The 24811-nt window shown below is 45.8% G+C and carries 23 protein-coding genes; 9 read left to right on the plus strand and 14 right to left on the minus strand.

Going from position 1 to position 24811, the window contains the following annotated elements; all coding sequences use genetic code 11:
• Window positions 1-125: 125 nt before the first annotated feature.
• From AB4558_RS08430 to AB4558_RS08450, 5 genes are all read right to left on the minus strand, one after another.
• On the minus strand, window positions 126-860 hold the full coding sequence (locus AB4558_RS08430; protein WP_017061609.1) for a GntR family transcriptional regulator: 735 nt from the start codon (window positions 858-860) through the stop codon (window positions 126-128).
• A 194-nt stretch (window positions 861-1054) separates the two neighbouring features.
• On the minus strand, window positions 1055-1741 hold the full coding sequence (locus AB4558_RS08435) for a DNA-3-methyladenine glycosylase I (protein ID WP_017067459.1): 687 nt from the start codon (window positions 1739-1741) through the stop codon (window positions 1055-1057).
• Between the two features lie 120 nt (window positions 1742-1861).
• Window positions 1862-2389, minus strand: coding sequence for a GNAT family N-acetyltransferase (locus tag AB4558_RS08440; RefSeq protein ID WP_372158595.1), 528 nt, complete (start codon window positions 2387-2389; stop codon window positions 1862-1864).
• A gap of 41 nt (window positions 2390-2430) precedes the next feature.
• The gene (locus tag AB4558_RS08445) at window positions 2431-3057 is read right to left on the minus strand and encodes an HD domain-containing protein (RefSeq protein WP_372158598.1); all 627 of its coding nucleotides are present in this window, start codon (window positions 3055-3057) and stop codon (window positions 2431-2433) included.
• A 196-nt stretch (window positions 3058-3253) separates the two neighbouring features.
• Entirely contained in the window at window positions 3254-3913 is a 660-nt protein-coding gene (locus tag AB4558_RS08450) for an HAD family hydrolase (RefSeq protein WP_372158601.1), read from the minus strand.
• A gap of 411 nt (window positions 3914-4324) precedes the next feature.
• On the opposite strand from AB4558_RS08450, the gene AB4558_RS08455 reads away from it, so the two are divergent.
• On the plus strand, window positions 4325-5653 hold the full coding sequence (locus tag AB4558_RS08455; protein WP_010432780.1) for an anaerobic C4-dicarboxylate transporter: 1329 nt from the start codon (window positions 4325-4327) through the stop codon (window positions 5651-5653).
• A 115-nt stretch (window positions 5654-5768) separates the two neighbouring features.
• On the opposite strand, the gene AB4558_RS08460 is transcribed toward AB4558_RS08455, so the two are convergent.
• From AB4558_RS08460 to AB4558_RS08480, 5 genes are all read right to left on the minus strand, one after another.
• Window positions 5769-6092: a DUF4144 domain-containing protein gene (locus tag AB4558_RS08460; RefSeq protein ID WP_102320855.1), complete on the minus strand. Its 324-nt coding sequence runs from the start codon at window positions 6090-6092 to the stop codon at window positions 5769-5771.
• 31 nt (window positions 6093-6123) lie between these two features.
• Complete coding sequence (locus AB4558_RS08465) at window positions 6124-6390, minus strand: Txe/YoeB family addiction module toxin (RefSeq protein WP_017069754.1); 267 nt, start codon at window positions 6388-6390, stop codon at window positions 6124-6126.
• Window positions 6380-6637 (minus strand): type II toxin-antitoxin system Phd/YefM family antitoxin, encoded by a 258-nt coding sequence (locus AB4558_RS08470; RefSeq protein WP_017061616.1) that lies wholly within the window; start codon window positions 6635-6637, stop codon window positions 6380-6382. The genes AB4558_RS08465 and AB4558_RS08470 overlap by 11 nt, the downstream gene beginning before the upstream one ends.
• Before the next feature lie 186 nt (window positions 6638-6823).
• Complete coding sequence (locus AB4558_RS08475) at window positions 6824-7615, minus strand: CLCA_X family protein (protein ID WP_372102138.1); 792 nt, start codon at window positions 7613-7615, stop codon at window positions 6824-6826.
• Between the two features lie 120 nt (window positions 7616-7735).
• Window positions 7736-8425 carry a flavin reductase family protein gene (locus AB4558_RS08480; RefSeq protein ID WP_017061618.1) on the minus strand — a complete coding sequence of 230 codons (690 nt, stop codon included), beginning with the start codon at window positions 8423-8425 and terminating at the stop codon, window positions 7736-7738.
• Between the two features lie 233 nt (window positions 8426-8658).
• On the opposite strand from AB4558_RS08480, the gene AB4558_RS08485 reads away from it, so the two are divergent.
• The 3 genes from AB4558_RS08485 (at window position 8659) to AB4558_RS08495 (ending at window position 12381) form a co-directional block, all read left to right on the plus strand.
• Window positions 8659-9990: a ferric reductase-like transmembrane domain-containing protein gene (locus AB4558_RS08485; RefSeq protein WP_017061619.1), complete on the plus strand. Its 1332-nt coding sequence runs from the start codon at window positions 8659-8661 to the stop codon at window positions 9988-9990.
• Window positions 9991-10129: 139 nt separating this feature from the next.
• On the plus strand, window positions 10130-10537 hold the full coding sequence (locus AB4558_RS08490; protein WP_017054885.1) for a hypothetical protein: 408 nt from the start codon (window positions 10130-10132) through the stop codon (window positions 10535-10537).
• A gap of 470 nt (window positions 10538-11007) precedes the next feature.
• The gene (locus AB4558_RS08495) at window positions 11008-12381 is read left to right on the plus strand and encodes a carbohydrate porin (protein ID WP_102320859.1); all 1374 of its coding nucleotides are present in this window, start codon (window positions 11008-11010) and stop codon (window positions 12379-12381) included.
• A gap of 134 nt (window positions 12382-12515) precedes the next feature.
• Here the strand turns inward: AB4558_RS08495 and AB4558_RS08500 are convergent, their stop codons facing one another.
• Window positions 12516-13502, minus strand: a complete 987-nt coding sequence (locus AB4558_RS08500; protein WP_017067468.1) for a LacI family DNA-binding transcriptional regulator — start codon at window positions 13500-13502, stop codon at window positions 12516-12518.
• Between the two features lie 234 nt (window positions 13503-13736).
• On the opposite strand from AB4558_RS08500, the gene AB4558_RS08505 reads away from it, so the two are divergent.
• The 3 genes from AB4558_RS08505 (at window position 13737) to AB4558_RS08515 (ending at window position 17773) form a co-directional block, all read left to right on the plus strand.
• A complete protein-coding gene (locus AB4558_RS08505) occupies window positions 13737-15176 on the plus strand; it encodes a sucrose-specific PTS transporter subunit IIBC (protein WP_372158606.1) in 1440 nt (479 codons plus the stop codon).
• A 195-nt stretch (window positions 15177-15371) separates the two neighbouring features.
• Window positions 15372-16331, plus strand: a complete 960-nt coding sequence (locus tag AB4558_RS08510; RefSeq protein WP_017061624.1) for an aminoimidazole riboside kinase — start codon at window positions 15372-15374, stop codon at window positions 16329-16331.
• On the plus strand, window positions 16328-17773 hold the full coding sequence (locus tag AB4558_RS08515; protein WP_372057757.1) for a sucrose-6-phosphate hydrolase: 1446 nt from the start codon (window positions 16328-16330) through the stop codon (window positions 17771-17773). The genes AB4558_RS08510 and AB4558_RS08515 overlap by 4 nt, the downstream gene beginning before the upstream one ends.
• Window positions 17774-17918: 145 nt before the next feature.
• On the opposite strand, the gene AB4558_RS08520 is transcribed toward AB4558_RS08515, so the two are convergent.
• The gene (locus AB4558_RS08520) at window positions 17919-19361 is read right to left on the minus strand and encodes an N-acylglucosamine 2-epimerase (protein WP_372158609.1); all 1443 of its coding nucleotides are present in this window, start codon (window positions 19359-19361) and stop codon (window positions 17919-17921) included.
• A gap of 143 nt (window positions 19362-19504) precedes the next feature.
• Window positions 19505-20152 (minus strand): glutathione S-transferase family protein, encoded by a 648-nt coding sequence (locus AB4558_RS08525; RefSeq protein WP_372158612.1) that lies wholly within the window; start codon window positions 20150-20152, stop codon window positions 19505-19507.
• A 98-nt stretch (window positions 20153-20250) separates the two neighbouring features.
• Between AB4558_RS08525 and AB4558_RS08530 the strand changes: the two genes are divergently transcribed.
• A complete protein-coding gene (locus AB4558_RS08530) occupies window positions 20251-21102 on the plus strand; it encodes a LysR family transcriptional regulator (RefSeq protein WP_372158615.1) in 852 nt (283 codons plus the stop codon).
• Between the two features lie 18 nt (window positions 21103-21120).
• Here the strand turns inward: AB4558_RS08530 and AB4558_RS08535 are convergent, their stop codons facing one another.
• Window positions 21121-22908, minus strand: coding sequence for a sigma-54-dependent Fis family transcriptional regulator (locus AB4558_RS08535; RefSeq protein ID WP_372158618.1), 1788 nt, complete (start codon window positions 22906-22908; stop codon window positions 21121-21123).
• 327 nt (window positions 22909-23235) lie between these two features.
• Between AB4558_RS08535 and AB4558_RS08540 the strand changes: the two genes are divergently transcribed.
• Window positions 23236-24756 carry an aldehyde dehydrogenase family protein gene (locus AB4558_RS08540; RefSeq protein WP_137002175.1) on the plus strand — a complete coding sequence of 507 codons (1521 nt, stop codon included), beginning with the start codon at window positions 23236-23238 and terminating at the stop codon, window positions 24754-24756.
• The last annotated feature ends 55 nt before the right edge of the window (window positions 24757-24811 follow it).

Consider the following 24811-nt stretch of genomic DNA (forward strand, 5'->3'; position numbering starts at 1 on the left):
TTTTTAGGGGAGAGGGCATAAAAAAGAGAAGTAAACACTAAGGCTTACTTCTCTCCTGTTTTGTTAACAAAAAGTTGTTAACAAAAAGCTGTTAGCGGATGGTTATTAAGCGCTTGTTGAATCTTCTATGACTTGCTCTTAAGCAGATCTGAGAACACGACATGCAGATCACTAGAAGCTGTACTGCTGTCTAGGTTGAGCTTCGAACGAATATGGCTTAGGTGTTCTTGCATCAATTCTACAGCTTGTTGTTCGTTGCCTGACTCTATCGCATCCAGTAAGCCTGAGTGTTCGTCTAGAGAACAGTTCGAGTGATTGCCCGTTTCGTACTGAGCGATCAGCAGTGAGGTTTGCGATACCAAGCTGCGTTGGAAAGCCAGCAGTGGCGCATTCTCAGCCATTTCAGCCAGCTTGATATGAAACTCGCCAGACAAGCGTAGACCAGAACCGTAATCACCTTGGTCGAAAGCACAGTTCTCTTTCGCGACTAATTTTCTGCATTCTTCTATTTGAGCTTTGGTTGCGTTTTTCACCGCCAGCTCAGTGATAGCAATTTCCATCACCTCACGTGCTTTAAAGATTTGTTTGGCTTCGTCAACCGTTGGGGCTGCAATCACGGCTCCTCGGTTAGGACGGATCACCACAACTTGTTCTAAAGAAAGACGCAGTAAGGCACGGCGGATAATGGTGCGGCTAACGCTAAAGATTTCTGCTAGGGCTTCTTCGCTTAATTTGGTGGCTGGTGGCAGCCTTTGTTCTAGTATCGCGTCGAAGATATGGCAGTAAACAACATCGTCTTGAGTCTGGCCTGTTACTTTCGTTTTTACACCTTTGGAGACAGAGTTTTTGAGAACTGTCATAGAGATAAGGGCCCTTGTTTAGTCGAGTTGGGTTGGTCGAGAATAATTCATGAGTATTACTCTATATTGTATACATTTATCTATACAATGCCACCGGATGAAAGTGCGATGCACGCTTATTTGTTAATGACTTATAACATTTTGTTTGCAGGGAACTGTGTGCAATCTTTAGCTTTAAGCCATTTTTAATCCAACTAAACTCGATTATCACCGCAGCTGTAGGCAACGATTTGGCTGATTTCGCTCAGACTACGACCTGACTGTTGCTGCCATTCGTTGAAGGCTTTACCCGCTGCCAGTTGTGCTCGCTTGGTGTTACGACCGCTATCCACCACATCGGTGCTGCGTAGGTGTGCTTCAACATCTGATGACAAGATGAAGGTGTCTTTACCCATTTGGCGCAGAGTGTAGGCACCAGTATTACCACCCAATCGCTTGCCGTGTTTTTTCAGGTAATCCCACAGCTCGGTGATACGTTCTGATGGCCAGTCGGCAACCATTTGCGAGAATGAATCGGCTTCACGCTTGGCATTGTGAATCATGGTGGCATTGGCAGGGATGGTCATCACTTTGGTGAGGTGGCGAATAATACGCGGGTCTTGTGCTTTCTGTTCCCACATTTCATTCGGCAGCATTAACATTTTTTCGATATTGAATTCAAAGAACACTTCTTCAAATTGCGGCCACTTCTTTCTCACCACATTCCATGAAATACCACATTGGAATACCTTTTCGGTAAAGGCGGCTAGCCAACGGTCGTCGGTGATCTGCGATAGCTCGGCTTGGGAAAGGGGCGCGCGAACAATCTTTTCGAGTTCGGCCGCTCCGCCTTTACGGTGAGCCGCACGTTGATAAATGGTGTCGAATTTTTCTTGGGTCATTGGAGGTTCCAAATTACATCGGTGTATCTTGAGTGTGTAGCTAATGCTTAATGATATGGGGTCAAATTTGGCAATTAAAACAAGTCTGTTAACTAAAACCAGTCTGACAATTAAAACAAACTAGCTGAGCTTTAATTCCATTTGATACAGGGGCCACGTTTTGCCATTGAACTCTTTCACGCTCGGCTCTTTGTCGACCACCTCAAAGCCTGCTTTGTCGTAGCAGCGTTTTGCGCCGTGGTTTTGCTTGAATACCGCTAAAGTGATGGTGGTGACATCAGGGATTTGTTTTGCAGCGTCTAATGCACTTTCTATCATGGATTGCCCAAGCCCTTTGCCTCGTTGGTTTGGGTGAATCGCGACTCGGCAAAAGCGAAGTTCACTGTCTGACATGCGTTGAAATTCCATAAAGCCAAGCAAGTCACTGGCGTTTGAGTTGGCGTTTGAATCGGTGTTCGGTTCAAAGTATGACTTAGATGCAGAGAAGGCATATAGCTCGACATGTGGCTCTTGTGATCGTTCGATGATGGAGGTTGCTTTTAACGGCCAACCAAATGTTCGCCCACCCCATAGAACGTAGTCTTCTAAGGATGTAAACCAAGTGACGATCTCTTCGGCGTCGGATGCTTTAAAGCGGTTTATTTCCATATCCTTCTCTCTCCTTATTGCCTGCTTCTTTTTCTAAGCCGTTAAACTTCCGAGCCCAATTGCTCAAGAAAACCACGCATGTAGTCGGTGCGCTTGTTGGCTTCTAACTTGGCGGATTCTGTATTCATGGTTTCAGCCAGCTTGAACAGCTTCACGTAGAAATGGTCGACGCTGTAATGTTTGTCATCCAAGTCTCGATGTTCAGCGAATGGGTCTTCGTGGTTATAGAGCTCGGCGTTAAAACTCTGACCCACATACAGGCAACGTGCAATGCCAATTGCGCCGAGAGAGTCTAGGCGATCCGCATCTTGGACGACTTGAGCTTCCAAGGTTTCTGGTGTGATGTTGGCGCTGTAGCTGTGCGTGACAATGGCGTGATGGATCTCATCAAGATAGGACGCAGGATATTCGATAGATTTGAGATAAGAGATGGCTTTGTCTGCTGCCATTTGTGAGCTTTGAGCGCGGTCTGGGTGGTTCTTTGGAAAGGTGAAGCAATCATGAAGGTAAGCGGCGGGCACCACGACTTCAAGCTTAGCTTGTTCTTGAGTACATAAAGCCTTGGCGGTTTTGACTACGCGCTTAATATGGCTGATGTCGTGTGCTGCATCTTGTGTCATCTCTTGCTTTGCAAAATCAAGCAGTTGGCTTTCAATTTTCTCAATCACGTGTCTCTTTCTCCCTTTCTAGACGTTATCAATGTTGCTTGTCACTTAGCATCAGTTTCACATCGACTGTAACAGTTTCAAGCGCGAGTTTTTATCTTTTATAAAAGGAATACCCACAAAAAAACCGACTCTGTGAGTCGGCTTAATAGAAAGGTTATTCTGTGTTGATTAAAGCGTTATCAACGGTAATCAGAGCTTATGCAGCGGCTTGTTGAAGCTGCGCTAACACATCATACAGAGAAGGGCTGATGGTGTGTCCAAGCGCTTTTACTTCGTCACAAGGTTCTACTAAATCAGGGATCTGGAAGCTGATCATGTTGGCTGCCATTGATGCGCGAATACCGTTGTTTGAGTCTTCAAACGCTAGGCAGGCTTCAGGGGCAACACCTAGGCGTTCTGCCGCTAGCAGGTAGATCTCGGGGTGAGGCTTACCATTGGTGACTTCACAACCTGTGCTTAGTGAGGTGAAGTAAGAATCTAGGCCAGCCAGCTCAAGCTTCTTTTTCGCGATATCAAGCTGAGTGGAGGTCGCCACCGCGATTGGAATGTCGTTTGATTTTAGCCATTCAAGAAGCTCAATCACGCCGTCTTTTACAGGGATCGCTTGGTTCTTAACAATCGCACTGTAACGAGTTCGCCATTCGTTGTTTAACGCAGGATAATCTAACCCTTCACCGTAACCATTTCGAAAAATCTGTTCGATGGTTTTTGCGTTACAACCAATGATGCCTAGGTAGACATCTTGCAAAAACGGAACACCTTGCGCGTGACATGCTTCTTCAAAAACCTGCATACAAAGTCGCTCGGTGTCGAGCAGCAGCCCATCCATATCAAAAATAGCAGCTTGAAAATTCATATCCGTGGTTCTTAATGTGTTGTCATCGTGAGGGCGGGTATTTTGACATAGTGTCTAGTGATAGGCGAGTCAACGTTCAGTAAGAATATATCCAATCGGCTCGGCAATATGCTTCTGCATGACTTTAAATGTGATTGGTTGTGGTTGAAATAATATCGTTCAGTTATGAGCCTTGTGTTTTATAGGCCATCCAGATCTAACAGAAACAATTATGATTATTCCACATAACAAATCTAGCTTGTGCGTCTGGCTTCTTATTACATTTCATAAACTTACAGGTCTGTTTACGTGACCATAATCTTATAAAAAACAATTACCGGGAGCCTGCAATCATAGTGTGACCAAGCAATAAGTAAATGGCTGAGCTTAGGGAGAAAATAACATTAGTCCACATTTTTAGCAGGGTTGCTTATGTTGTATTTTGAGTTTCTATTTTTATTAGTCGTCCTTTATATCGGATCTCGGTATGGCGGTATTGGCTTAGGTGTTGTTTCTGGTATTGGTTTGGTTATCGAGGTGTTTGTCTTCAAGATGCCACCAACGTCTCCACCTGTCACTGTCATGTTGATCATCCTCGCCGTTGTTACTTGTGCTTCGATTCTCGAAGCGGCAGGTGGTTTGAAATACATGCTGCAAGTGGCGGAAAGGGTGCTTAGAAAGAACCCGAAACGCGTTACCCTGATAGCTCCGTTCGTGACTTACTCGATGACTTTCTTATTGGGTACTGGCCACGCGGTTTACTCCATCATGCCGATCATTGGCGATGTTGCACTGAAGAACGGTATTCGTCCTGAGCGTCCAATGGCGGCAGCGTCAGTTGCGTCTCAACTAGCTATTACCGCATCTCCAATTTCAGCCGCTGTGGTGTACTACCTCGCGCAGCTTTCTGATATTCAACACTCTATTACACTGCTTTCCATTTTGATGGTGACGGTGCCTGCAACGCTGTTTGGTACGTTTTTGCTTTCTTTGTACAGCCTGAAACGCGGCAAAGAACTGAACGACGATCCTGAATACCAAGCACGCCTAAAAGATCCTGAGTGGAAAAAGCGTATCGAAAGCACCACCGCGACGTCTTTGGATGAAGTGCTTCCAACTTCGGCTCGCAATGCGGTTTTGATTTTCCTACTTTCAATTGTCGTGATTGTTATCGTGGCGATGGTGCCTGAGATCAGAACCATCGTAGACGGCGACAAGCCAATCAAGATGTCGGTGATCATCCAAATGATGATGCTCTGTTTCGGCGGTATCATCTTGCTGGCAACTAAAACTGACCCTCGTGACGTGCCAAACGGTGTGGTATTCAAATCCGGTATGGTGGCAGCGATTGCTATCTTCGGTATCGCTTGGATGTCGGATACTTATTTCCAATACGCAATGCCTCAGTTCAAATCTGGCATCGTGGAAATGGTGACTAACTACCCATGGACGTTCGCACTAGCGCTATTCATCGTATCGGTTGTGGTGAACTCTCAAGCAGCAACTGCACGTATGATGCTACCGGTTGGCCTTGGCTTAGGATTAGATCCAGCACTGCTTATCGGCTTGATGCCAGCGGTTTACGGCTATTTCTTCATCCCGAACTACCCATCAGACATCGCAACAGTTAACTTCGATGTGTCTGGCACTACCAAGATTGGTAAGTGGTACTTCAACCATTCATTCATGTCGGTTGGTTTGATCGGTGTCGTGGGCGCATGTTGTTTAGGCTACGCACTGGCACAGATTTTTATCGCTTAATGTATTAGCTTTCTTTGAGATAGCTAAGACAACAAACAAAAACAGCGCCTGAATTGGCGCTGTTTTTGTTTAATCTGTCTTGGGGATTCGCTTTGATACGAGCTCTTAAGCAGTATTAGCGAGCCTCAAAAGCCAAAGACTGAATCGCTTCTTCGATAGTTAGGAAGTGGATCTTCATTAGGCACACTTCGGCTTTCTGGAACTCGTGATTTCGAATCAGTTTGGTCACGCTCTCAACCGAATACTGGTCTGCTAGTTTAGCTAGAGACAGTTGATTTGAGCTTGATTGCAGCGAGTAGCTGTCGCCTTCAGAATCGATGAGGTAATCATCTTCGCCCAAGATCATGTCTGAGCATTCTGCTTGAAATTCGTGTTCGGATGCGACGTAAATAAGCTCATCATCACCGTCGAGTTTTACCAAAGATGGCCAACTGATCATTACTGCCCTTTCTATGTGCTGCTTACTGCTTTTAATAGTGGTGACGACAAGCAATTATATAAAAGTTATCGTCATCTGCTTTATACACTAATCGATTCTTGTCATCGATTCGTCTTGACCAAAAGCCAGACAGGTTGCCGACTAGTGGCTCCGGCTTTCCAATCCCTTCAAAGGGCGTTCTTTTAGCGGCTTCAATCAACTTATTTAGTTTCTTGAGCGTTTTCTTGTCTTGGGTTTGCCAGTATAGGTAATCTTCCCAAGCATTATCTGTAAATACAATCTTTCGATCATTCGTCATTATTCAATTCTCGAACGGTTGTATTTCCGGCTTCGAGTTGAGCAATAGATTCAGCCAATCTTTCAGCGTTTTTAGGCGAGCTCATTAGGTACAAGGTTTCTTGCATTGAATTAAAATGATCAAGAGACATGACCACTGCATCTTCTGAATCTCGTCTGGTTATTACCGTAACATCAGAATCGTCTACCACTCTATCGAGCACAGACTTAAGGCTATTTCTGGCCTCAGTAAAAGAAACAATATTCATCACTTATTTACCCTGTTGTTTTTGAATATGTTTAATCTTTCTATATACACAGAATAGTTAATCATTCATGATTTAACTATTCTACATGTTCCGCTTGTTGTACATGTTATATCAGAGCTTACACATGATCAACTTATGGTACATGTCATTCATTGTAAATATGCAGAGAGTTACTGACTCAAAATGCTATTTACTCAAAGATCGCCCTAATGGTGCGAAGTAACCTTGCAGGGCTTGGTATATCTCTTCTCGATGCGCCATATCCGGATACACGGGGTACATATCAGGCTTGGTTGTGCCATCCACTAGATAAGCGTTCTTGATATCGGAACACGATTCAATCACGGATTCAAAAGCGCGCGCCATCATCTCTGTGGGTAGTGAGAAGTAACGGGCAGACATCGCCTTGTCGGCAATAACACTGCGAGCCACGTAATCGTGTTTGTCTAGGTTATTGTCGCTAAGCAGTGTGACATCGAACAGTGACATCAAACTCTCGTTTAATGGATGAGATCGTACTTTTCTATCGTGCAACCAACAGTCGCTGGCGAACAAGATTTGCTTACGAGGGCCAGAGGTGTCACCAATCTCAAACGCCTTTTCGGCGATGTAGTGGTCAAACGCATGCCAGAACTCGTGTGCGAGCGCGCCAGCTCCGGCATTCTTCGCGAGGGCTAATTCTCGTTGGTTCGGGGCATAGTGTGCTTGTACGCCTTTTCTGCCGCCACTGCCGAACGCTAAGCCTAATGTGCCGCGAAGGCCAATCGCTTCTGGTGGCAAAGCCAAGATGTAAGCCAAGTCGGCTAGCGAATCGAATATCAGATTTGCGGCCAACTCTTTTTCTTCTTTCGTCACCCAAGCACCCACACGAATGCTGCCCATACCGAAGGTTTGTTTGATGTCCATGAATGACACCTGATCGCCATGTCGGTAGTCTGGGCCTTCGCGCGTTTTGTATTTAAAGTGAGTTAACTTCAAAAGGGTCCTTGGAAACAGACGTAAGAATGAATAGTGTGCTCAGTGAGATGCGCCTGTGTGAGATGCATCTCTTGGAATTAAAGGACGTTAGCACTTTTGATAGCAAATTGCCGAACAAAATTAGTTTAGATTGAGTTCGAAAGCTTCCCATGAAGTTGGGTTACCTTCACGAGTGAGTGGAAAGAGTGGCTGTTGTGGTTTTGCATAGCTTAATCGGTGCAGTCTTTGAGTTACGTGGTAGCTATCAAGCCCTGATACCGTGACCAAATCCAACGCTTCTAAATCAAGGTAGCCATCCGGCATCACGGCGCGTTTGGGTGCGTGAATCGTTATAACTTCACCGATCAACATTTGCGTTTGATTGCTTTCGATTGTTATCTGTTCTTTGAACGCTAACCCTATCTTTAAACTGCTCTCCAAGACGAAGGGAGCGGGGAATGTGTCGTCATAATAGGCCGTTAAGCCGACCGCGTTGAATTCTGAGACTGGTTTAGGGTAGCGAGCCGAGGTTTGATGGGCCTTTTTAACAAAGTCAGCACCAATGCTGTTAACGGTGAAGTACTTAGTTTCTAGGATGTTTTCTAGCGTATGACGTCGGCTTTTATCTGGGCGAACAATAAAACCAAGCAGCGCGGGATCAGACCCTAGGTGAATGACAGAGCTCACTATCGCAAGGTTTTCAAGCCCCTGTTTATCACAAGTACCAATTAGGTTGGCGCTTTTAAATCCAGATAGGGAGTTAACCAAACGAATGCGGTGGCGCGGGTCCATTGTTTGGATATCTTGTTTAGAAAGGGTCATGTCCTTCATATCTTCTCTTCTTCTCATTTATTGTTATCTTCGAGCATGCTCACTAACGGACTTATATGTACGAAGAATCCGCTTTTATCGATCAAAGAGCGCTTATTGGCCGTGGGCAGTTTGTCTCTTTTATCTCTGTTACAGCACAATGAACGAGATCCTTTGCATAGATTTACGTACGTTGACGTCCCTTTACATCACAGGAGCTAAAGTAATGATGTCGTCTTTATGAGTGTTAACAAATGAAAACAGTCCGCAATATCATTTGGGCAATGATTGCCACAATGTCAGCCTTTTGGTTTGCGATGGAACCGCAATTATTCGCTTCAAGCGATGTCTTTGAATGGCGCTCAGCCATGATTCAGTACTCAGGTATTTTGTCTCTGGTGTTAATGTCCATCACAATGATCTTGGCGATGCGTTTGCCTATGGTTGAGAATTGGCTGAAAGGTATGGATAAAGCATATCGAGTCCATAAATGGCTCGGTATCGGTGGTGTTGCACTGGGTGTGACACACTGGTTGTGGTACCAAATACCTAAGTCATTGGTGGTGTCTGGTGTGTTAGATAAGCCTGTTCGACACGATGGTTCAGGGCCGCAAGCTGTTTTGACTGGATGGGAGTTATGGGTCAATGAATTACGCGGTATTGCTCAGAGTATTGGCGAGTGGGGCTTCTACTTGTTGCTCATTTTACTGGTGGCGTCACTATGGGCGGCAGTGAAGTACAAACCGTTTAAATTGTCGCACCGTCTGATGTCGGTTGCGTACCTGTTTATCGCTTTCCACTCAGTAATCCTGCTTAAACGAGCGTATTGGGGAGAACCTATTTATTATCTAACTGTGGCATTTGCTTTGGCTGGGTCTATCGCAGCGATTTACAGTTTGTTGGGCTTGGTTGGGCGTCGTAATCGTCACTCAGCGAAGATTATCTCGACTCGCTATTTTCCACAAGCTGAAGTGATGGAGCTGGTGTTAAAACCGGAGGCATCTTGGCAAGGTCACAAAGCTGGGCAGTTTGCGTACTTGCGTTTCGGTAATGAAGACCCGCATCCGTTTACCATTGTTTCTGGCAGTGATGATCCAGAGCTGCGCTTTTTGATCAAAGAGCTGGGTGATTTTACTAATGGCCTATATGAACGAGTGAAAGCGGGCGATGCGGTTACGGTTGAAGGACCCTATGGTCGACTTTATTTTGACCTAAGCAAGCCACAAATTTGGATTGCTGGTGGTGTCGGGATAGCGTCGTTTTTTGCAACACTTGAAGCGCTCAAAACAGAACGAGATCATCCTCGTATTCAACTGTTTTATTGTACTCGCGGTGTTGATAAGCAATTAATCGATGAGTTGTGGCACCTAGCACACGCGGTTGGTGTGAAGTTGACCGTGATAGATACCTTGCACTCACCGCGGCTAAACGCCGGAAGAATTGTCAATCAATGTGGCGACCTCAACGAGTACGAGATGTATTTCTGCGGGCCGGAGTTGTTCTCTACATCACTGAAAAAAGAATTAGACACCTATCAATTTGATATTGAAAAGCACTACCACGAAGAGCTGTTTGTGATGCGTTAAAGCCAACTATTGGAGCTGTGATTGTTAAATTAGTCAATCGGCACAGTGTAAAAAGGCGTAAAGTCACTCAATTTGTTATTGCAGCGGTTTGCTATTGAGCGATACCATATAGGGCTGTTTCTTTGGTAAAGATGTAATTATGTCAGATGAAAAACTCGCACTCGAATGGATGCGCCAACAAGCTCATAAAGTTGACCCATACGTTATCGATCCATCGTTTGATGAATGCGTTGAGTTGCTTGATCCTGCCTTCAAGAAAGGCAAGAGTGTTGCTCAACTCAAGTATCTGTTATCAGAAGCAGATCGCCGAGCGGGCGCGGCAGAACGTAAGCATGCGGCTTTAAAATACGCCAAAGAGAAAAGCCCAAATGCTGGTCAAATCTTGCGACTGCAAAGCAAGCTTCAACAAGTTCAGTTGGCTCTCAAGCTTGCCACTGGCGATAACAATATGACCATATCTCAGTTCTGTGCGGAGTACGATGTCTCTAAGCGTGACGGCAATACGGCATGGAATGAAAAGTTGGTGGAGCAGGGTAAGAGAAAGTAGTCTTTTAAACGCTTTATTCTTCTATAAACTGTCACGTTAGTTAATGTCATACACTTTTCAAAAAACGACCTATTGTTATCAATGAACGCCTTTCTAAAGCCTGAAAAATCGCTTCTCAGGCTTTAATTTTTATAGCCAACCTGTTGCATTTTTTAGCGCCTTTCCTAATTCTCGTACTGGATTTTCTCTCTATTTTTCTGAGATATCTAATGTGCGCGATACACTATTTTTCGCCCATTAATCAATTTCACTTGTGACAAAGTTATCAGAATTATGCATTTTCGGTAACGTTCCCGAAATTATCGATCTATCATCCACTCAGATACAAAAGTGAAGTAATCAACACGACTGATTTCTATTTCTTCTTCGATATAGAGCTTATACATCAAAAGTATAAGCCGAAATGTGCTTACGAATTGTTTTGGGAACGTTTGCAAATAATCCAAAACAATTAACGTGAGAACATCAGAATGAAACGACACATTTTAGCGGTTGCTGTAACAATGGGGCTAATGACTACATCGGTATTAGCAAGTGAAGACGTTGCAGCATTAGAGCAACGTATTAATGAATTAGAACAAAGGGTTGCACAAACAGAGCAGGTCTCTACCGAGGCCAATGAAAAGGCTTCTTCGTTTGAGTTTCACGGCTATGCTCGCTCTGGGTTATTGATCAACGACGACCTAAACGGCGCGACAGGTACTGGTCCTTACATGACAGCGGCGGGTGCCATTGGAGCTCCAATTGGACGTCTTGGTGTTGAAGATGATCATTACGTTGAAGCGAACTTGATTCATAAGCGATTTGCAGACGATGGCTCTAGTGCTTTGTTTCGCATCATGTTGGCCGACAGTACTGAGACAAATAACGAGTGGACTGCCAGCGAAAGCCAGTTGAATGTGCGACAAGTGTATTCAGAACTGAACCGTCTGAGCATGTTCTCTGAATCTGAAGCGTTTTCTGAAGCAACGTTTTGGGCGGGTAAACGATTCGATCGCGACAACTTTGATATTCACTTTTTCGATTCGGATATTGTCTTCTTATCAGGTACTGGTGCGGGCGTTTATGACGTTCAGATGAGCGACAACTGGAAAGCGAATTTCTCTATTTATGGCCGAGATTTTGGTGAGATTGATAGCTCGTCAACAGATGTAGAAAACTACATTGCAACCATGAATAACCGTATTGGCCAATGGCAAGTGATGTTGAGCGGTATGACCTCAGCAGACAACGATAGCCGCCTAAATGGCGCAGCTGAAAGCGGTGTACACGCAATGTTTGCGTACCATGGAGACAACTTCTTTGGTCTGAGCGAAGGCTTCTCTAAAACGGGTATGTTAGTGGGTAGTGGCCTAGGTGCAGAGCTAAAAGGCATCGGTTCAAATGGTGATCTACTGGATGACGCGAAAGCCGTTCGCCTGTTTAGCTACGGTGTCACTCGCATTGGCGACAACTGGCGCTTAGCACCTGCATTAATGGCAGAGCATAGCCAAGACCGTTTGAAGAAGAATGACGAGTTCACATGGGCTTCTTTAAACGTTCGATTAGCTCAAGAGTTCACAGAGAACTTTGAGATGGTTTACGAAGGTTCATTGCAATACATGGATTTAGACAACTCGACAGAGCAAGCGAGCGGCGGTTTCTACAAAGCGACAGTTGCACCAACACTCAAGCTTTCAACTAGCACTGGTTTCTTTGATAGGCCTGAACTGCGTTTCGCTGTGAGCTATGTGGATTGGAGTGAAGACCTGAATGGTTACTCGATTAGCACTGAAGCAGATGCTGCAACGATGGGAGAGGGCGGCGAGGTTCTGTTTGCACTGCAGATGGAAACTTGGTTCTAATTGCTTGATATATCGTTTAGATAGAGAGTGTTACTCATGATGTGATAGTCGCATCACCAAATGCCAACCTTATCGTTTCAACTCGAAGGTTGGCATTTTTTATCTTGGGATAACCTGATCTCTGAAATAAATCGCTAGCAAGACTCTCGGTCAATAGTGGTGAAGGTCAACACCATCTTGCTCATTTCAAAGCCTTTTTTCTCAATACGGTCGAGTAGCAGCTTGGCTCCATTTTCTCCCGCTTTATCAAACGCATAGTTAAACGTAGACAGCGTTGGTGTGCATACTGAAGCAAGTTCATCATCACCCACGCCGAGTACCAAGACATCCTTTCCTGGAACGAGGCCCGCTTCTTGAATTGCTCTGATCGCACCGATTGCGATACGGTCAGTGGCGCAGAATAGGCCGTCGAGCTTGGTGTGCTCCTTGAGATACTGCTTCGCCAGTTGGTAACCTGATTCTATGGTGAAGTCGCCACGGGCGTGAAATTGCAGTGTGAGGTCGTTAAATTGAAGCGATTGAGCGAAGCCTTCCGATCTCATCTTATCAACCGCAATATCATCACCTTGCACACCGATGAATCCCATATGCTTACAAGCTTTCGCTATGAGGCGATTACCCGCTTCAAACCCTACGCGAGTGTCGTCGTGCACAATGCTTGGGATGTTAAACATTGACCCGTCTTGACCAACCAATACCACGGGTACGGCAGAGCTTTGAATCGCTTTGACTAATTGGTTGTCGAGGTGGGTCGCGTACAGGATGATGCCTTCAACACGCTTCTGGTTAAATATCTGAATATATTCAAGTTCTTTATGGTGTGTTTGGTGTGTGCTCGCTAATAATACATGCTTGCCCGCTTGCTCTAAGACGGCGGTTAAACCATCGACACCCTGAGAGGTGGCATGGGAAGAAACCCTAGGAACAATCACGCCAACCAGGTTGGTTTTTTGGGACTTTAAGTCTTTAGCGACTTGGTTTGGGAGATAGCCACACTCTTCAACCGCTTTACGCACCTTCACCTTGGTCGCGTCTTTTACGCCATACTCATCATTGATTACTCTTGAAACCGTCGACTTGGAAACTCCAGCGAGACGAGCGACATCATGAAGACTAGCCATTATTCATTATCCAATTGTAATTTTAGTTTTGGGATTGTTTGCAAACAGAGCATCAAATTTACCTGTTATTAGGGGATTTTAACCCTGTCTTCTTATCCTAGGGAGATAATTTGAAGATCATTCTCACACTATTGAGCAGTTATCTTTGATCATTTGTTATTTCTAGGCAAAAATTTGTTTTGCAAACGTTCCCGAAAATTCAAAAGCTCAAATGATAATCCAATGGGGTATGTAATGAATTATCCAAAAATAGCAAAAGAGCTGCTTTCTCTATTAGGTGGTAAAAGTAATATCACCGCACTCGCACACTGCGCGACTCGTCTGCGTCTTGCGGTTGCAGACCAAGATAAAATTGATGAACAGGCGATTGATAGCCTAGAAGGGGTTAAGGGCCAGTTTAAAGTGGCAGGTCAATATCAGATCATCTTTGGCTCAGGCATCGTAAACCAAGTTTATGCTGAGTTGGCTAAGCTGACTGAAATGACGGAAATGTCGACCAACGATGTGGCGTCTGCAGGTGCTGACAATCAAAATATCCTGCAACGCGCGGTGAAAGGCCTGTCTGATATTTTTGTACCAATCATTCCGGCGATTGTTGCTGGTGGTTTGTTGATGGGTATCTACAACCTATTGACGGCTCAAGGCTTATTCATTGATGGCAAATCTTTAATCGACGCTAATCCGGGTTTGACCGACTTAGCAAACATGATCAATACATTTGCTAATGCTCCTTTTGTGTACTTACCTATTTTATTAGCATTTTCAGCGAGTAAGAAGTTTGGTGGTAACCCATACCTTGGCGCGGCTTTAGGTATGTTGATGGTTCACCCAGACTTGCTTAACGGCTGGGGCTTCGGTGGCGCATCAGTGTCGGGCAGCATTCCGGTTTGGAACATTTTAGGTTTCGAAATCGAGAAAGTAGGCTATCAAGGTTCAGTACTACCCGTTCTTGTTTCTGCGTTTATTCTAGCGAAAGTTGAGCTTGTGCTGCGTAAAGTTATTCCTTCGGTTCTGGATAACTTGCTAACGCCGCTATTGGCGATTTTCATAACTGGTTTGTTAACATTCACGATTGTTGGTCCATTTACTCGTGATATCGGCTTCCTGCTTGGTGACGGCCTAAATTGGTTATACAACAGTGCTGGCTTCATTGGCGGTGCGGTGTTTGGTTTGATTTATGCGCCGTTTGTTATTACTGGTATGCACCATAGCTTTATTGCTATTGAAACTCAGCTGCTTGCGGATATCGCAACGACTGGCGGTACGTTCATCTTCCCTATCGCGGCGATGTCTAACGTGTCACAAGGTGCAGCGGCACTGGCGGTTGGTTTCATGAGTAAAGATAAGAAAATGAAAGGTATCGCGATTCCTTCTGGTGTGACTGGCTTGCTTGGTATTACTGAACCTGCAATGTTCGGTGTGAACTTGAAGCTTCGCTATCCATTCATTGCTGCGGTTTGTGCCGCTGCGATTTCAAGCGCGTTTATCACGATGTTCAATGTGAAAGCACAAGCACTGGGTGCGGCGGGTATTCCTGGCATCATCTCAATATCACCAGAAAAGATTGGCTACTACGTGGTAGGTATGATTATCGCGTTCGTGACTGCCTTTGCTCTGACCGTTGTTTTAGGTCTGCGCGAGCGCAGCAAGCAAAACATTAAAGCAACAGCTTAACGTTTCTCCCTAGAAGTGAAGCCCCCCTTTTCACTTCATTTCCTAAGCTTTGGGGTGCTAGCTAGGTGATTTGGCTTAGCTAGCCTTTTTATATTTTTACATGACAGCGTGAAGTGTCACCTTGCTTTTGGTTGCTACTGCTTTCGATTGCCATCGCTTTCGGTTGTCATGATTTTCAGTTTTAAGGTAAGAAAGATGAATCAAGTTTGGGTAACTGGAGACGCCGTCGTCGACCTCATTCCGGAGACTGACGCGACATTATTGAAATGTCCGGGCGGTGCGCCTGCTAATGTCGCGGTAGCGATTTCTCGCCTTTTAGGCAAAAGCGCATTTTTTGGCCGAGTGGGTAACGATCCGTTTGGCACTTTTATGGAAGTGACTCTGCAAAAGGAAGGTGTGAATACCGAGCGTTTGGTGAAGGACCCTGAACAACGCACGTCAACCGTGGTGGTCGATCTTGATGACCAAGGCGAGCGTAGCTTTACGTTTATGGTTAAGCCAAGTGCCGACCAGTTTATGTCTGTTGAAGACATTCCCGAATTTAAGAAAAACGAGTGGCTACACGTCTGCTCGATCTCTTTGGCTAATGAACCAAGCCGAAGCAGTACCTTCGAAGCGATCCGACGTATGAAAGCCGCGGGCGGTTACATCAGCTTCGATCCAAACCTTCGTGATGAAGTGTGGCAAAACCCATCTGAAATTAAGTCTGTGGTCATGAAAGCGGTTGAATTGGCTGATGTGGTTAAATTCTCAGAAGAAGAACTGGATTTCTTAACCGATTCAACTTCGATGGAACAAGGTTTGGCTAACATTGCAGATCTTAACAACACGCTTGTTCTGGTTACGCAGGGCGCGAAAGGCGTTTGGCGAGTATTTGAAAACCAAGGTGTGTTGATTTCAGGTCGCTCAGTGACGCCAGTGGATACCACGGGTGCAGGCGATGCTTTTGTTGGCGGTTTGCTTGCAAAGCTTTCTCAAGATGATGAGTGGAACAATCAACAAGTCGTTGATTCTGCAATTCAGTGGGCGAATGGGTGTGGTGCACTGGCGACCACGCAAAAAGGCGCAATGACCGCACTTCCAACGCAAGAAGCTCTTACTCAGTTTATTCAAAAAGACTCTTCAAATACGAATGCCGTAGAGGAGAGTGTATGAGTTTGAACTCGAACTGGACAGTAGAGCAAAGATATCGCCGTATAGAGGATATTTCTCTAGAGAGTATTGATGCGATGGTAGAGCTTCGCAAACAAGACTCTGGCTATCCAAGCTACCATATTGCGCCTAAGTTTGGTCTGCTTAATGATCCGAATGGTCTGTGTTTCTTTAATGGTGAACACCACCTATTTTACCAATGGACGCCAGTTGGCCCCGTCCATGGTATGAAGTACTGGTACCACCTTTCTACCAAAGACTTCGTTCATTTCGAAGACCACGGCATTGGCTTGCACCCAGACCAAGATTACGACTCTCACGGTGTTTACTCTGGTGGTGCATTGGTTGAAAACGACAATGCATTGTTGTTTTTTACAGGTAACAAGCGCGATGGAAATTGGTTGCGAGTGCCAACTCAATGTTTTGCCAAGATGTCTGCTGACGGCAAAATAGAAAAGCACGGCGTGGTTATCGAAAACGATCACTACACCGAACATTTCCGAGACCCAAAAGTGTGGAAACAGGGCGGCGATTATCTGATGGTTGTGGGTGCTCAAACGCCTCAAAATACTGGCTCTATGGCGCTATATTGCAGCCGAGACCTGATGAATTGGCAGCACAAAGGTCCAATTCAAACTCGTTACAACAACCTTGGCTATATGTGGGAATGCCCAGATTTCTTTGAAATAGAGAATCAGTCGGTGATGCTGTTTTCTCCACAAGGTGTGTCTAGCGAAAATCCATACGATTTCAAAAATATCTACTCGGTGGCTTATATCGTCGGTGACCGCTTAAATCTCGATTCGGTAGAACTGGAAAACCACCAAGATATTGCGCAGCCAGATTATGGCTTCGATTTCTATGCACCACAGACTTATTTAGATGATACAGGCCGCCGTATTCTGATTGCTTGGATTGGTCTGCCTGAGATTGATACACCATCTAATGAGTATCAGTGGGCGGGCATGTTGTCGTTACCACGCGAACTTCAAATCCAAGATGGCTATCTTGTTCAGTCTGCTTTACCTGAATTGAAAGCGCTACAGGGTGAAGCTGTGGTGGTTGAAAATGCTCTTGAATTGGATACAACCAGCTTCATGGTTGAGCTCGAAACGGATACTGACGAGTTTGAGTTTACACTTACTAACGTTGCGGGTGATAACATCGTATTCAGTGCTACAGAAAAGGAGTTCATGCTTGATCGCAGTAAGATGTCTCAGCTCTACGCGGAAGAGTTTGGCTCAGTGAGAAAAGCACCGAGGTTGAGCACCAAGCAAATCATCGAGGTTTATGTTGATAAGTCAGTGATCGAAATCTTTATCAATGGCGGTAAGCACACAATGACCAGCCGTTTCTTCATTGATGACTTGAGTTCATTGTCGATGACTGGTGACGTGAACACCGTTTATCACTCGATGAACCCAATTAAAGGGTTGGACAACTAACCTCCGCTTATCTCCATCAAGAAAGCCGCTGATCATCAACAGCGGCTTTTGTTTGGTCTGCGACATCACTATTGTGCTAACTCTTTGACCTTGTCCATTCCCCGTAGCCCTGAATCTCAAGTCCATTTAGAACAAACAACCAACGCTAAGGTCGAATGTTATTGAAACTGACCTTCTGCGTTCCGTCATCTTTATTCAATAGCTCCACCACATCGCCTTGATAGTAATACGGTTCCATTGGCATCTCGCTGTTGGTCGGCCTTGCGTAATGCAATATTGCTGGCTTCGCGTCAACTTGCTGAGCGAACAAATAGCCAATCAGCGCATGTTCAAACTGGTGATAACCGTTGCCCCAATGGAAAGCTTTGGTGCGTTTTGGGTCAAGCCCGACACCACCGTATTTATGGTCGACCCATACATCATGAAAGGTCGGTAGGGTGTATTGCAGGACGTCTTTCATTGAGCCATCGACAAGCGAAACCGTCATGGCTGCTTGATCAAGCTCCGCCCACTCCCATGATGACGCCCACTGACTGTGCGGTCTGCTTTGCCAGCCCGTGATATCTTGCCCTTGCCACATTTTCTGAAGTCGCTCACCAAAGTAGTTAGATACATTGGCAAAGTCTTTCTGATATTGCGCCTGATCCAGAGTGTGTTTCATACCGTCTAAACCAAACTCCGACCATTCAGAGTTATTCAATGTTTGGCCTGTAAGGTAAGTCATCCAATACGCTTTGATGGTGTGTCCAAAATCATTGTGATTAGCATTCTGCATCATCGCTGCTTTATCGTGAATTGCACCGTAGAAGCGTTGTTCATCTTCAGAATGGTATTGGTCAATCATGGCTTGCGTGAGCCAGTTTAAGTCATCAAGCCATTTTGATTTGATGGGCTCTTTGAGCAGAGGAGCGACTAACAACAGGTAGCCGTTTATTTGATCAAGTTGCGCAACCAGTTCACGTCGTTTTGCACTGCCATCTTCACCGTCGGCGAGTACCCAAGCAAGACCGCTGTTGTCGCTAAGTCGATATTTATCAAAGATAAAAGCTTGTTGGGCGATGAGTGCTTCTTCTACCTTTTTGTCTTGGGTCAGGTAGTAGTACATGGCAAGGCCAACTAATGCATACGCTTGATCTTGAGAAGTACGCTGCTGCCAATTCTGGCCTACTTTTCCCTCTTTTGTGTAGCCGATAAAGCCGCCGTTTTGCTTATCTTCTAGCTGATCAATGATGTAGTAGGCTCCTTGCTTGGCAAGCGCTAAAGCCTGCTTATCGCCACTAAGGTGGTAGAGCACGCCATAGGCATAAGTTTGACGTGACTTCATCCGCGTAAACTCTTTGCCAAAGTGTGGCGTGATCCAGCCTTTGTTTAGTTCATGGCACACATCAGAAACATCGAGCAAGGTACCGTCATCACAGCGGAAAGTAGGGAAGTTTCCTACCGGTTCTCCTTGAGCGCTAGGCATTAACCAATAAGGTGCAAGCCCTTCAGTCGCATGGTTGAGCCACTCTTCTCCAGAAGGAAGATGGGCGTTGGCAGATACGGCGAAGCTAGTAATACTGAGTAATGCGATCGTTGCTCGTAACATGATGTTTATCTTAACTATTTGAATTTCTTTGAATATAAACAATCACATCTGCACATTGTGATTAGGCGATCACAATCGACCAAATTAATAAGGTTTAGATAAAAGCTCACAGACTAGTGAGCTTTGGAAGGGTGTCTTGTATTTTATACTGGCTTGCCCGCCTCATCTTCTTCAACCACATCGGTTTCTAAGCTTGCCTCTGCCAGCCATTTTTTTATCGATGGACTGTTAAGCACACGTTGTTGATACTGCGATGCCTTCTTTGAAAGCTGGATACCATAGGTTTCTACGCGCAATGCCACAGGTGCAAACATCGCATCGGCAATCGACCATTCACCAAACAACCATCCTTCAGGGTATTGTTCCATTTGCGCTGACCATATTGCATCAATACGTGCGATGTCTTTCAATGCGTCTTCACTCAGTGTGAGCTTTCTTTTGGCGCGGCAGTTCATCGGCATTTCATTTCTGACGGCAAAAAAACCAGAGTGCATCTCGGCGGAAATGGCTCTTGCACGAGCGCGCTCTTTGGTGGATTTTGGCCATGCTGCACCGTCTAAGTGGGCGTCGTTAACGTATTCGAGAATCGCCAGTGAATCCCACACCGCAACGTCACCATCAACTAAGGTTGGAACCTTGGCCGTTGGCGTCACTTTTGCCAGAGTGTCGTAAAAATCAGAAGTGAAGAGTTTGAGCTTGATGACCTCTGCATTCAGATTGTAGTTGTCGAATATTAGCCATGCGCGCAGTGACCAAGTTGAGTAGTTCTGGTTTCCAATATAAAGCCGCATCGTTGCTTCCTTGCGTTTAGTGAGTATGCATTTGAGCTTAGGGGATTGTATTGCGGCGCACTAACGGATAATTTTGATGCAATACATTAATAAAAACGATGGGTGGTGATTTCAATATGGATATTGATGCTTTGCGAGGCTTTCTCGCGTTTGTAGAAACCAGCAGTTTCACACGTGCAGCGAAACAGATAAATCGCACCCAATCGGCATTCAGTGCGCAGATGCGAAAGTTGGAAGAAGAGCTCAACGTCACTCTTTTCCAAAAAGAAGGACGTAACTTAATACTCACAGAAGCCGGCTTAGCGCTGCGTTCTCATGCCGAACAGTTAGTCGCCCTTCACAATACCGCGCTTAAGCAAGTAAAGCGTTACGAAGACAAACAACCTCTACGACTCGGCTGCCCTGAAGACTACAACGACACTATTCTGCCAAAAGTGATTCGCCTATTGCAGAAAGCAGAACCCACTTGTTCTATTCAAGTATTCAGCCTGCCCAGCATTACACTCAGAGAGTGGTTAGATGATGGCAGGCTTGATGCCGCAATTGTCACCCGAGCTCCGGATAGTGAAGAGGGTTATTGGCTGACTCACGATACCGGAGTATGGATAAGCAGCCCTGATTATGTGTTTGATGAGTCTAAACCAGTCCCATTAGCTTTGTTTCAGACCGATTGTAAGTATCACGCAGCGGCAGTGAATGGTTTGACCAAGCAGGGCAGGCCTTATCAGTTATTGGCGTGTAGCAATACCGCTTCTGCACAACGTGCGATCGTTAAAGCCGGATTAGCCATTGGCGCGATGGGTAAGCTGAGCGTGACTTCAGATTTGAAAATTCTTGACGATATGCCGCCGTTGCCTTCGGTCGATATTGTGTTGATCTTAGCGAGCAAACATCATCCAGTGTTGGACAAAGAAGTGCTCAATCAACTTGTTGAGTTGAGTTCTGAGTAGCTTAGATTCCTTTTCCTATTATAGGATTCCCAAGCTTTTCAGTTTTCGATAAATGGTATTGCGGCTGATGCCGAGTATTCGCGATGTCTTGCTGATGTTGCCTTGGTTAGCTTGGTAGGTTTGCAACAAGGTTTCTTCAACGGTACTTTTTAAATCGGATTTTGGCCTACCTTCGATGGCATTGGTTGTGATGAACTTATGATGATCATCTTGCGCTAATGACGTGAGGTGTTGAGCAAGGTGGCTTGGCACATGCTCGAGTGTGAGTTGGGGTTCATCACTTGCTAATAGAGCAGCAACCTTAAGTAAGTTGTCTAATTCGCGGATATTACCCGGCCAAGAATAGGCGCACAGTAAGCTCATCAAGTGCGGGCAGATTGTCTGTTCGTCTTCGGCGTATTTACGATGAATGTGCTCGATTAAAGCGTGCTTGTCTTGTCGGTGTTGTAGGCTTGGCAAGGTGAAGGCTAAGCCATTGAGTCTGTAATACAGGTCTTGCCTAAACTCACCTGTTGCGACTAACTGCTCGAGGTTTTTGTGAGTTGCAGCGATGATCTGACAATCGACTTGATAGCTTTGATTGGAACCAACTGGCACCACGGATTTGTCTTGCAGAACATGCAGTAGTCGGCACTGAGCTTCTAAAGGCATGTCGGCGATCTCATCTAGAAATAGAATCCCTTTATCTGCTTGACGGATCTTACCTTGGAAGCCCTTGTGGCTTGCTCCCGTAAAGGCGCCCGGCGCGTAACCAAACAGTTCAGATTCGATAAGGTCTTTAGGCAGCGCGCCACAATTTACCGCTACCAAGGGCGAAGACTTACGCTGGCTTTGCTTGTGCAGCGCTTTAACAAACTCGCCTTTGCCAACTCCTGTTTCTCCTAAGATCAACAAACTGATCCCTTTATCGATTACCTTGTTGGCTTGCTGCCAAGCGTGTTCGATTTGTTGCTCGCCATGGTGCAAATCACACGATGCTGAAATGGAGCGCGTGCGTTTGGTGGTTGGTTGTTTGAGGTGTTGTTTCTCAAATACAAAAGGCGTGTCTAATGAGGTTCGGTTGAAGAGGGTATCGATACTCTCACCGACGATCGAGGTTTGATCCAATAGTTGAGAGGCGACCTGATTGTGTGCCACCACCTCCCCAGCTTCATTGGCTATTACAATCCCTTGCCAACCACTGTGTAATAACGATTTCTCACATGCGAGGTCGATGCGAGTGGTGCCTTGTGGGATGTGGCTCAGTAGCTGGTTTTCAACAAGCTGAACCATATTTTGAACCAGTAGCTGCACCGAACTGTCGTGCTGTTGCTGCTCACTGGTAATGTCCAATACGCCAACCATGTTCCCTTGGTGATCAAACACAGGGCTTGCTGAACAGCTGATAAATCGATGCTGGTGGATGAAGTGCTGCTCACCAATGATGGTCACGGGTTTAGCTTCAACAATCGCGGTGCCAATCGCGTTGGTGCCCTTAAGTTGTTCCTGCCAACACGCTCCTGAGCTGAGTGCAATTGATGTCAGCTTCTCCTTAAACCGCTCCTGTCCCCAACTCGCCAGAATCACCCCTTCAATATCGGTCAGAATCAAACGACTGTCGGTACGAGCAAACATCTGATTAAACAAAGGCAGCGCATTGCGTTCGACGATGTGGATCAAGTCAGCCGATTGATGACGTCGCTGCTTAAGAATCGATTGTGGTAGGCGAATGTCTTCAGGAAGTCGTCTCTGTTTTAGACCCGCTTCTGTGCTGCGGTGCCAAGAGGACGAAAGCCAATCTGAGGTGTTTGCTTGTTGAAGGTGCATGACTGTTCCATGTCGTAACAGTGAGGGTGTACCAATTTGGAACAGTTGAACACTGGAGTGGTTTCCATACGTCCGTTCAATGCCAACTCACTTTGGGTTGTAAACGTTTGGTAATCATAGTTTTACAATTTATTAACAACAAGTTTTGAAGTTCTGGCGTGTGATTTGCGTTGTTACTGTTGTGAAGAAAACACGAAGTATCAGTGTTTTAAACAGAAAGCATAAACATGGGCGTCTTGTCATGAGTTCTTTTCTCAAGGGGAGCCGCCACAAAAATAAGACAGCTCTAGCTCAATAACGAATATCAAATCGAAGAAGGATCTAACTATGATTTACGCACAGCCGGGTAGTGATAACGCAGTGGTTAACTTTAAAGCGCAGTACGATAACTTTATCGGTGGCGAGTGGGTGAAGCCTGTCAGCGGCGAGTACTTTGATAACACGTCCCCCGTGAATGGTCAGGTGTATTGCCAAGTCGCGCGTTCAACTGAGGCAGACATTAGCTTGGCACTTGATGCGGCGCATGCAGCTCGTGCGAGTTGGGCTGCGACCAGTGTGACAGAGCGTTCGAACATCCTACTTAAAATTTCCGATCGCATTGAAGCGCACCTAGAAGAAATCGCGGTGGCGGAGACGTGGGAAAACGGCAAGCCTGTGCGTGAAACTCTAGCGGCAGACATCCCGTTAGTTGTTGACCACTTCCGTTACTTTGCAGGCTGTATTCGGGCGCAAGAAGGCAGCGCAGCCGAGCTAGATTCAAACACCGCGAGCTACCACTTCCCAGAACCCATCGGTGTGGTGGGGCAGATCATTCCTTGGAACTTCCCGATTTTAATGGCGGCTTGGAAATTGGCGCCAGCACTGGCTGCGGGTTGCTGTGTTGTGATGAAGCCAGCGGAGCAAACACCGACATCGATCTTAGTGATGATGGAGAAGATCGCTGATCTTCTACCTGCAGGCGTAGTCAACATCGTCAATGGTTTTGGTAACGAAGCGGGTCAAGCGTTAGCAACCAGCGATCGTTTAGCGAAATTGGCCTTTACCGGTTCGACAGAAGTCGGTCACCACATCTTGAAATGTGCGGCTGAAAGCTTGATTCCATCAACGGTTGAGCTTGGCGGTAAGTCTCCAAATATCTATTTCCCAGACATCTTTAACCATGAAGACGAATACCTTGATAAGTGTGTCGAAGGCATGTTGCTGGCGTTCTTCAACCAAGGTGAAGTGTGTACCTGTCCATCACGTGTGCTGATCCATGAATCGGTGTACGACAAGTTCATCGCCAAGGTGGTCGAGCGTGCTCAAACTATTAAACAAGGTAACCCGCTAGATACTGATACTCAGGTTGGCGCACAAGCTTCAAAAGAGCAGTTCGATAAGATTCTGAGTTACCTTGAAATCGGTCGTCAAGAGGGTGCGAAAGTGCTGACAGGTGGCGAAGTTGCGCAGCAATCTGATGATCTCGGTAATGGTTATTACATCCAGCCAACAATGTTGGAAGGGCACAACAAGATGCGAGTATTCCAAGAGGAGATCTTCGGTCCTGTTATCGCGGTGACGACGTTTAAAGATGAAGCAGAAGCACTCGAGATAGCCAATGATACCGAATATGGCTTGGGTGCAGGCGTGTGGACGCGTGATGCAAACCTCGCGTATCGAATGGGTCGCAACATTGAAGCCGGCCGTATCTGGGTGAACTGCTACCACGCTTACCCAGCTCATGCCGCGTTTGGTGGTTACAAGAAGTCGGGTATCGGCCGTGAGACACATAAGATGATGCTCGATCACTACCAAAATACTAAGAACCTGTTGATCAGCTACGATACTAACCCACTAGGATTTTTCTAAAATAGATAGGTTCTAGAACAGTCTATTAGGAAGTCACTAGGGCGTGTTGATCTTT

This window comes from Vibrio sp. 10N.222.51.C5 (assembly GCF_041474575.1).
Classification (GTDB): domain Bacteria; phylum Pseudomonadota; class Gammaproteobacteria; order Enterobacterales; family Vibrionaceae; genus Vibrio; species Vibrio crassostreae_C.

What these genes read in the sequence shown, in the direction of transcription:
- AB4558_RS08530 (WP_372158615.1), top strand. Translation starts at nt 20,251, where the DNA reads ATGGGTGGTGATTTCAATATGGATATTGATGCTTTGCGAGGCTTTCTC.
- AB4558_RS08460 (WP_102320855.1), bottom strand. Translation starts at nt 6,092, where the DNA reads ATGATCAGTTGGCCATCTTTGGTAAAACTCGACGGTGATGATGAGCTT.
- AB4558_RS08465 (WP_017069754.1), bottom strand. Translation starts at nt 6,390, where the DNA reads ATGACGAATGATCGAAAGATTGTATTTACAGATAATGCTTGGGAAGAT.
- AB4558_RS08455 (WP_010432780.1), top strand. Translation starts at nt 4,325, where the DNA reads ATGTTGTATTTTGAGTTTCTATTTTTATTAGTCGTCCTTTATATCGGA.
- AB4558_RS08490 (WP_017054885.1), top strand. Translation starts at nt 10,130, where the DNA reads ATGTCAGATGAAAAACTCGCACTCGAATGGATGCGCCAACAAGCTCAT.
- AB4558_RS08525 (WP_372158612.1), bottom strand. Translation starts at nt 20,152, where the DNA reads ATGCGGCTTTATATTGGAAACCAGAACTACTCAACTTGGTCACTGCGC.
- AB4558_RS08495 (WP_102320859.1), top strand. Translation starts at nt 11,008, where the DNA reads ATGAAACGACACATTTTAGCGGTTGCTGTAACAATGGGGCTAATGACT.
- AB4558_RS08485 (WP_017061619.1), top strand. Translation starts at nt 8,659, where the DNA reads ATGAAAACAGTCCGCAATATCATTTGGGCAATGATTGCCACAATGTCA.
- AB4558_RS08450 (WP_372158601.1), bottom strand. Translation starts at nt 3,913, where the DNA reads ATGAATTTTCAAGCTGCTATTTTTGATATGGATGGGCTGCTGCTCGAC.
- AB4558_RS08540 (WP_137002175.1), top strand. Translation starts at nt 23,236, where the DNA reads ATGATTTACGCACAGCCGGGTAGTGATAACGCAGTGGTTAACTTTAAA.
- AB4558_RS08520 (WP_372158609.1), bottom strand. Translation starts at nt 19,361, where the DNA reads ATGTTACGAGCAACGATCGCATTACTCAGTATTACTAGCTTCGCCGTA.
- AB4558_RS08505 (WP_372158606.1), top strand. Translation starts at nt 13,737, where the DNA reads ATGAATTATCCAAAAATAGCAAAAGAGCTGCTTTCTCTATTAGGTGGT.
- AB4558_RS08470 (WP_017061616.1), bottom strand. Translation starts at nt 6,637, where the DNA reads ATGAATATTGTTTCTTTTACTGAGGCCAGAAATAGCCTTAAGTCTGTG.
- AB4558_RS08515 (WP_372057757.1), top strand. Translation starts at nt 16,328, where the DNA reads ATGAGTTTGAACTCGAACTGGACAGTAGAGCAAAGATATCGCCGTATA.
- AB4558_RS08535 (WP_372158618.1), bottom strand. Translation starts at nt 22,908, where the DNA reads ATGCACCTTCAACAAGCAAACACCTCAGATTGGCTTTCGTCCTCTTGG.
- AB4558_RS08440 (WP_372158595.1), bottom strand. Translation starts at nt 2,389, where the DNA reads ATGGAAATAAACCGCTTTAAAGCATCCGACGCCGAAGAGATCGTCACT.
- AB4558_RS08480 (WP_017061618.1), bottom strand. Translation starts at nt 8,425, where the DNA reads ATGAAGGACATGACCCTTTCTAAACAAGATATCCAAACAATGGACCCG.
- AB4558_RS08435 (WP_017067459.1), bottom strand. Translation starts at nt 1,741, where the DNA reads ATGACCCAAGAAAAATTCGACACCATTTATCAACGTGCGGCTCACCGT.
- AB4558_RS08430 (WP_017061609.1), bottom strand. Translation starts at nt 860, where the DNA reads ATGACAGTTCTCAAAAACTCTGTCTCCAAAGGTGTAAAAACGAAAGTA.
- AB4558_RS08500 (WP_017067468.1), bottom strand. Translation starts at nt 13,502, where the DNA reads ATGGCTAGTCTTCATGATGTCGCTCGTCTCGCTGGAGTTTCCAAGTCG.
- AB4558_RS08510 (WP_017061624.1), top strand. Translation starts at nt 15,372, where the DNA reads ATGAATCAAGTTTGGGTAACTGGAGACGCCGTCGTCGACCTCATTCCG.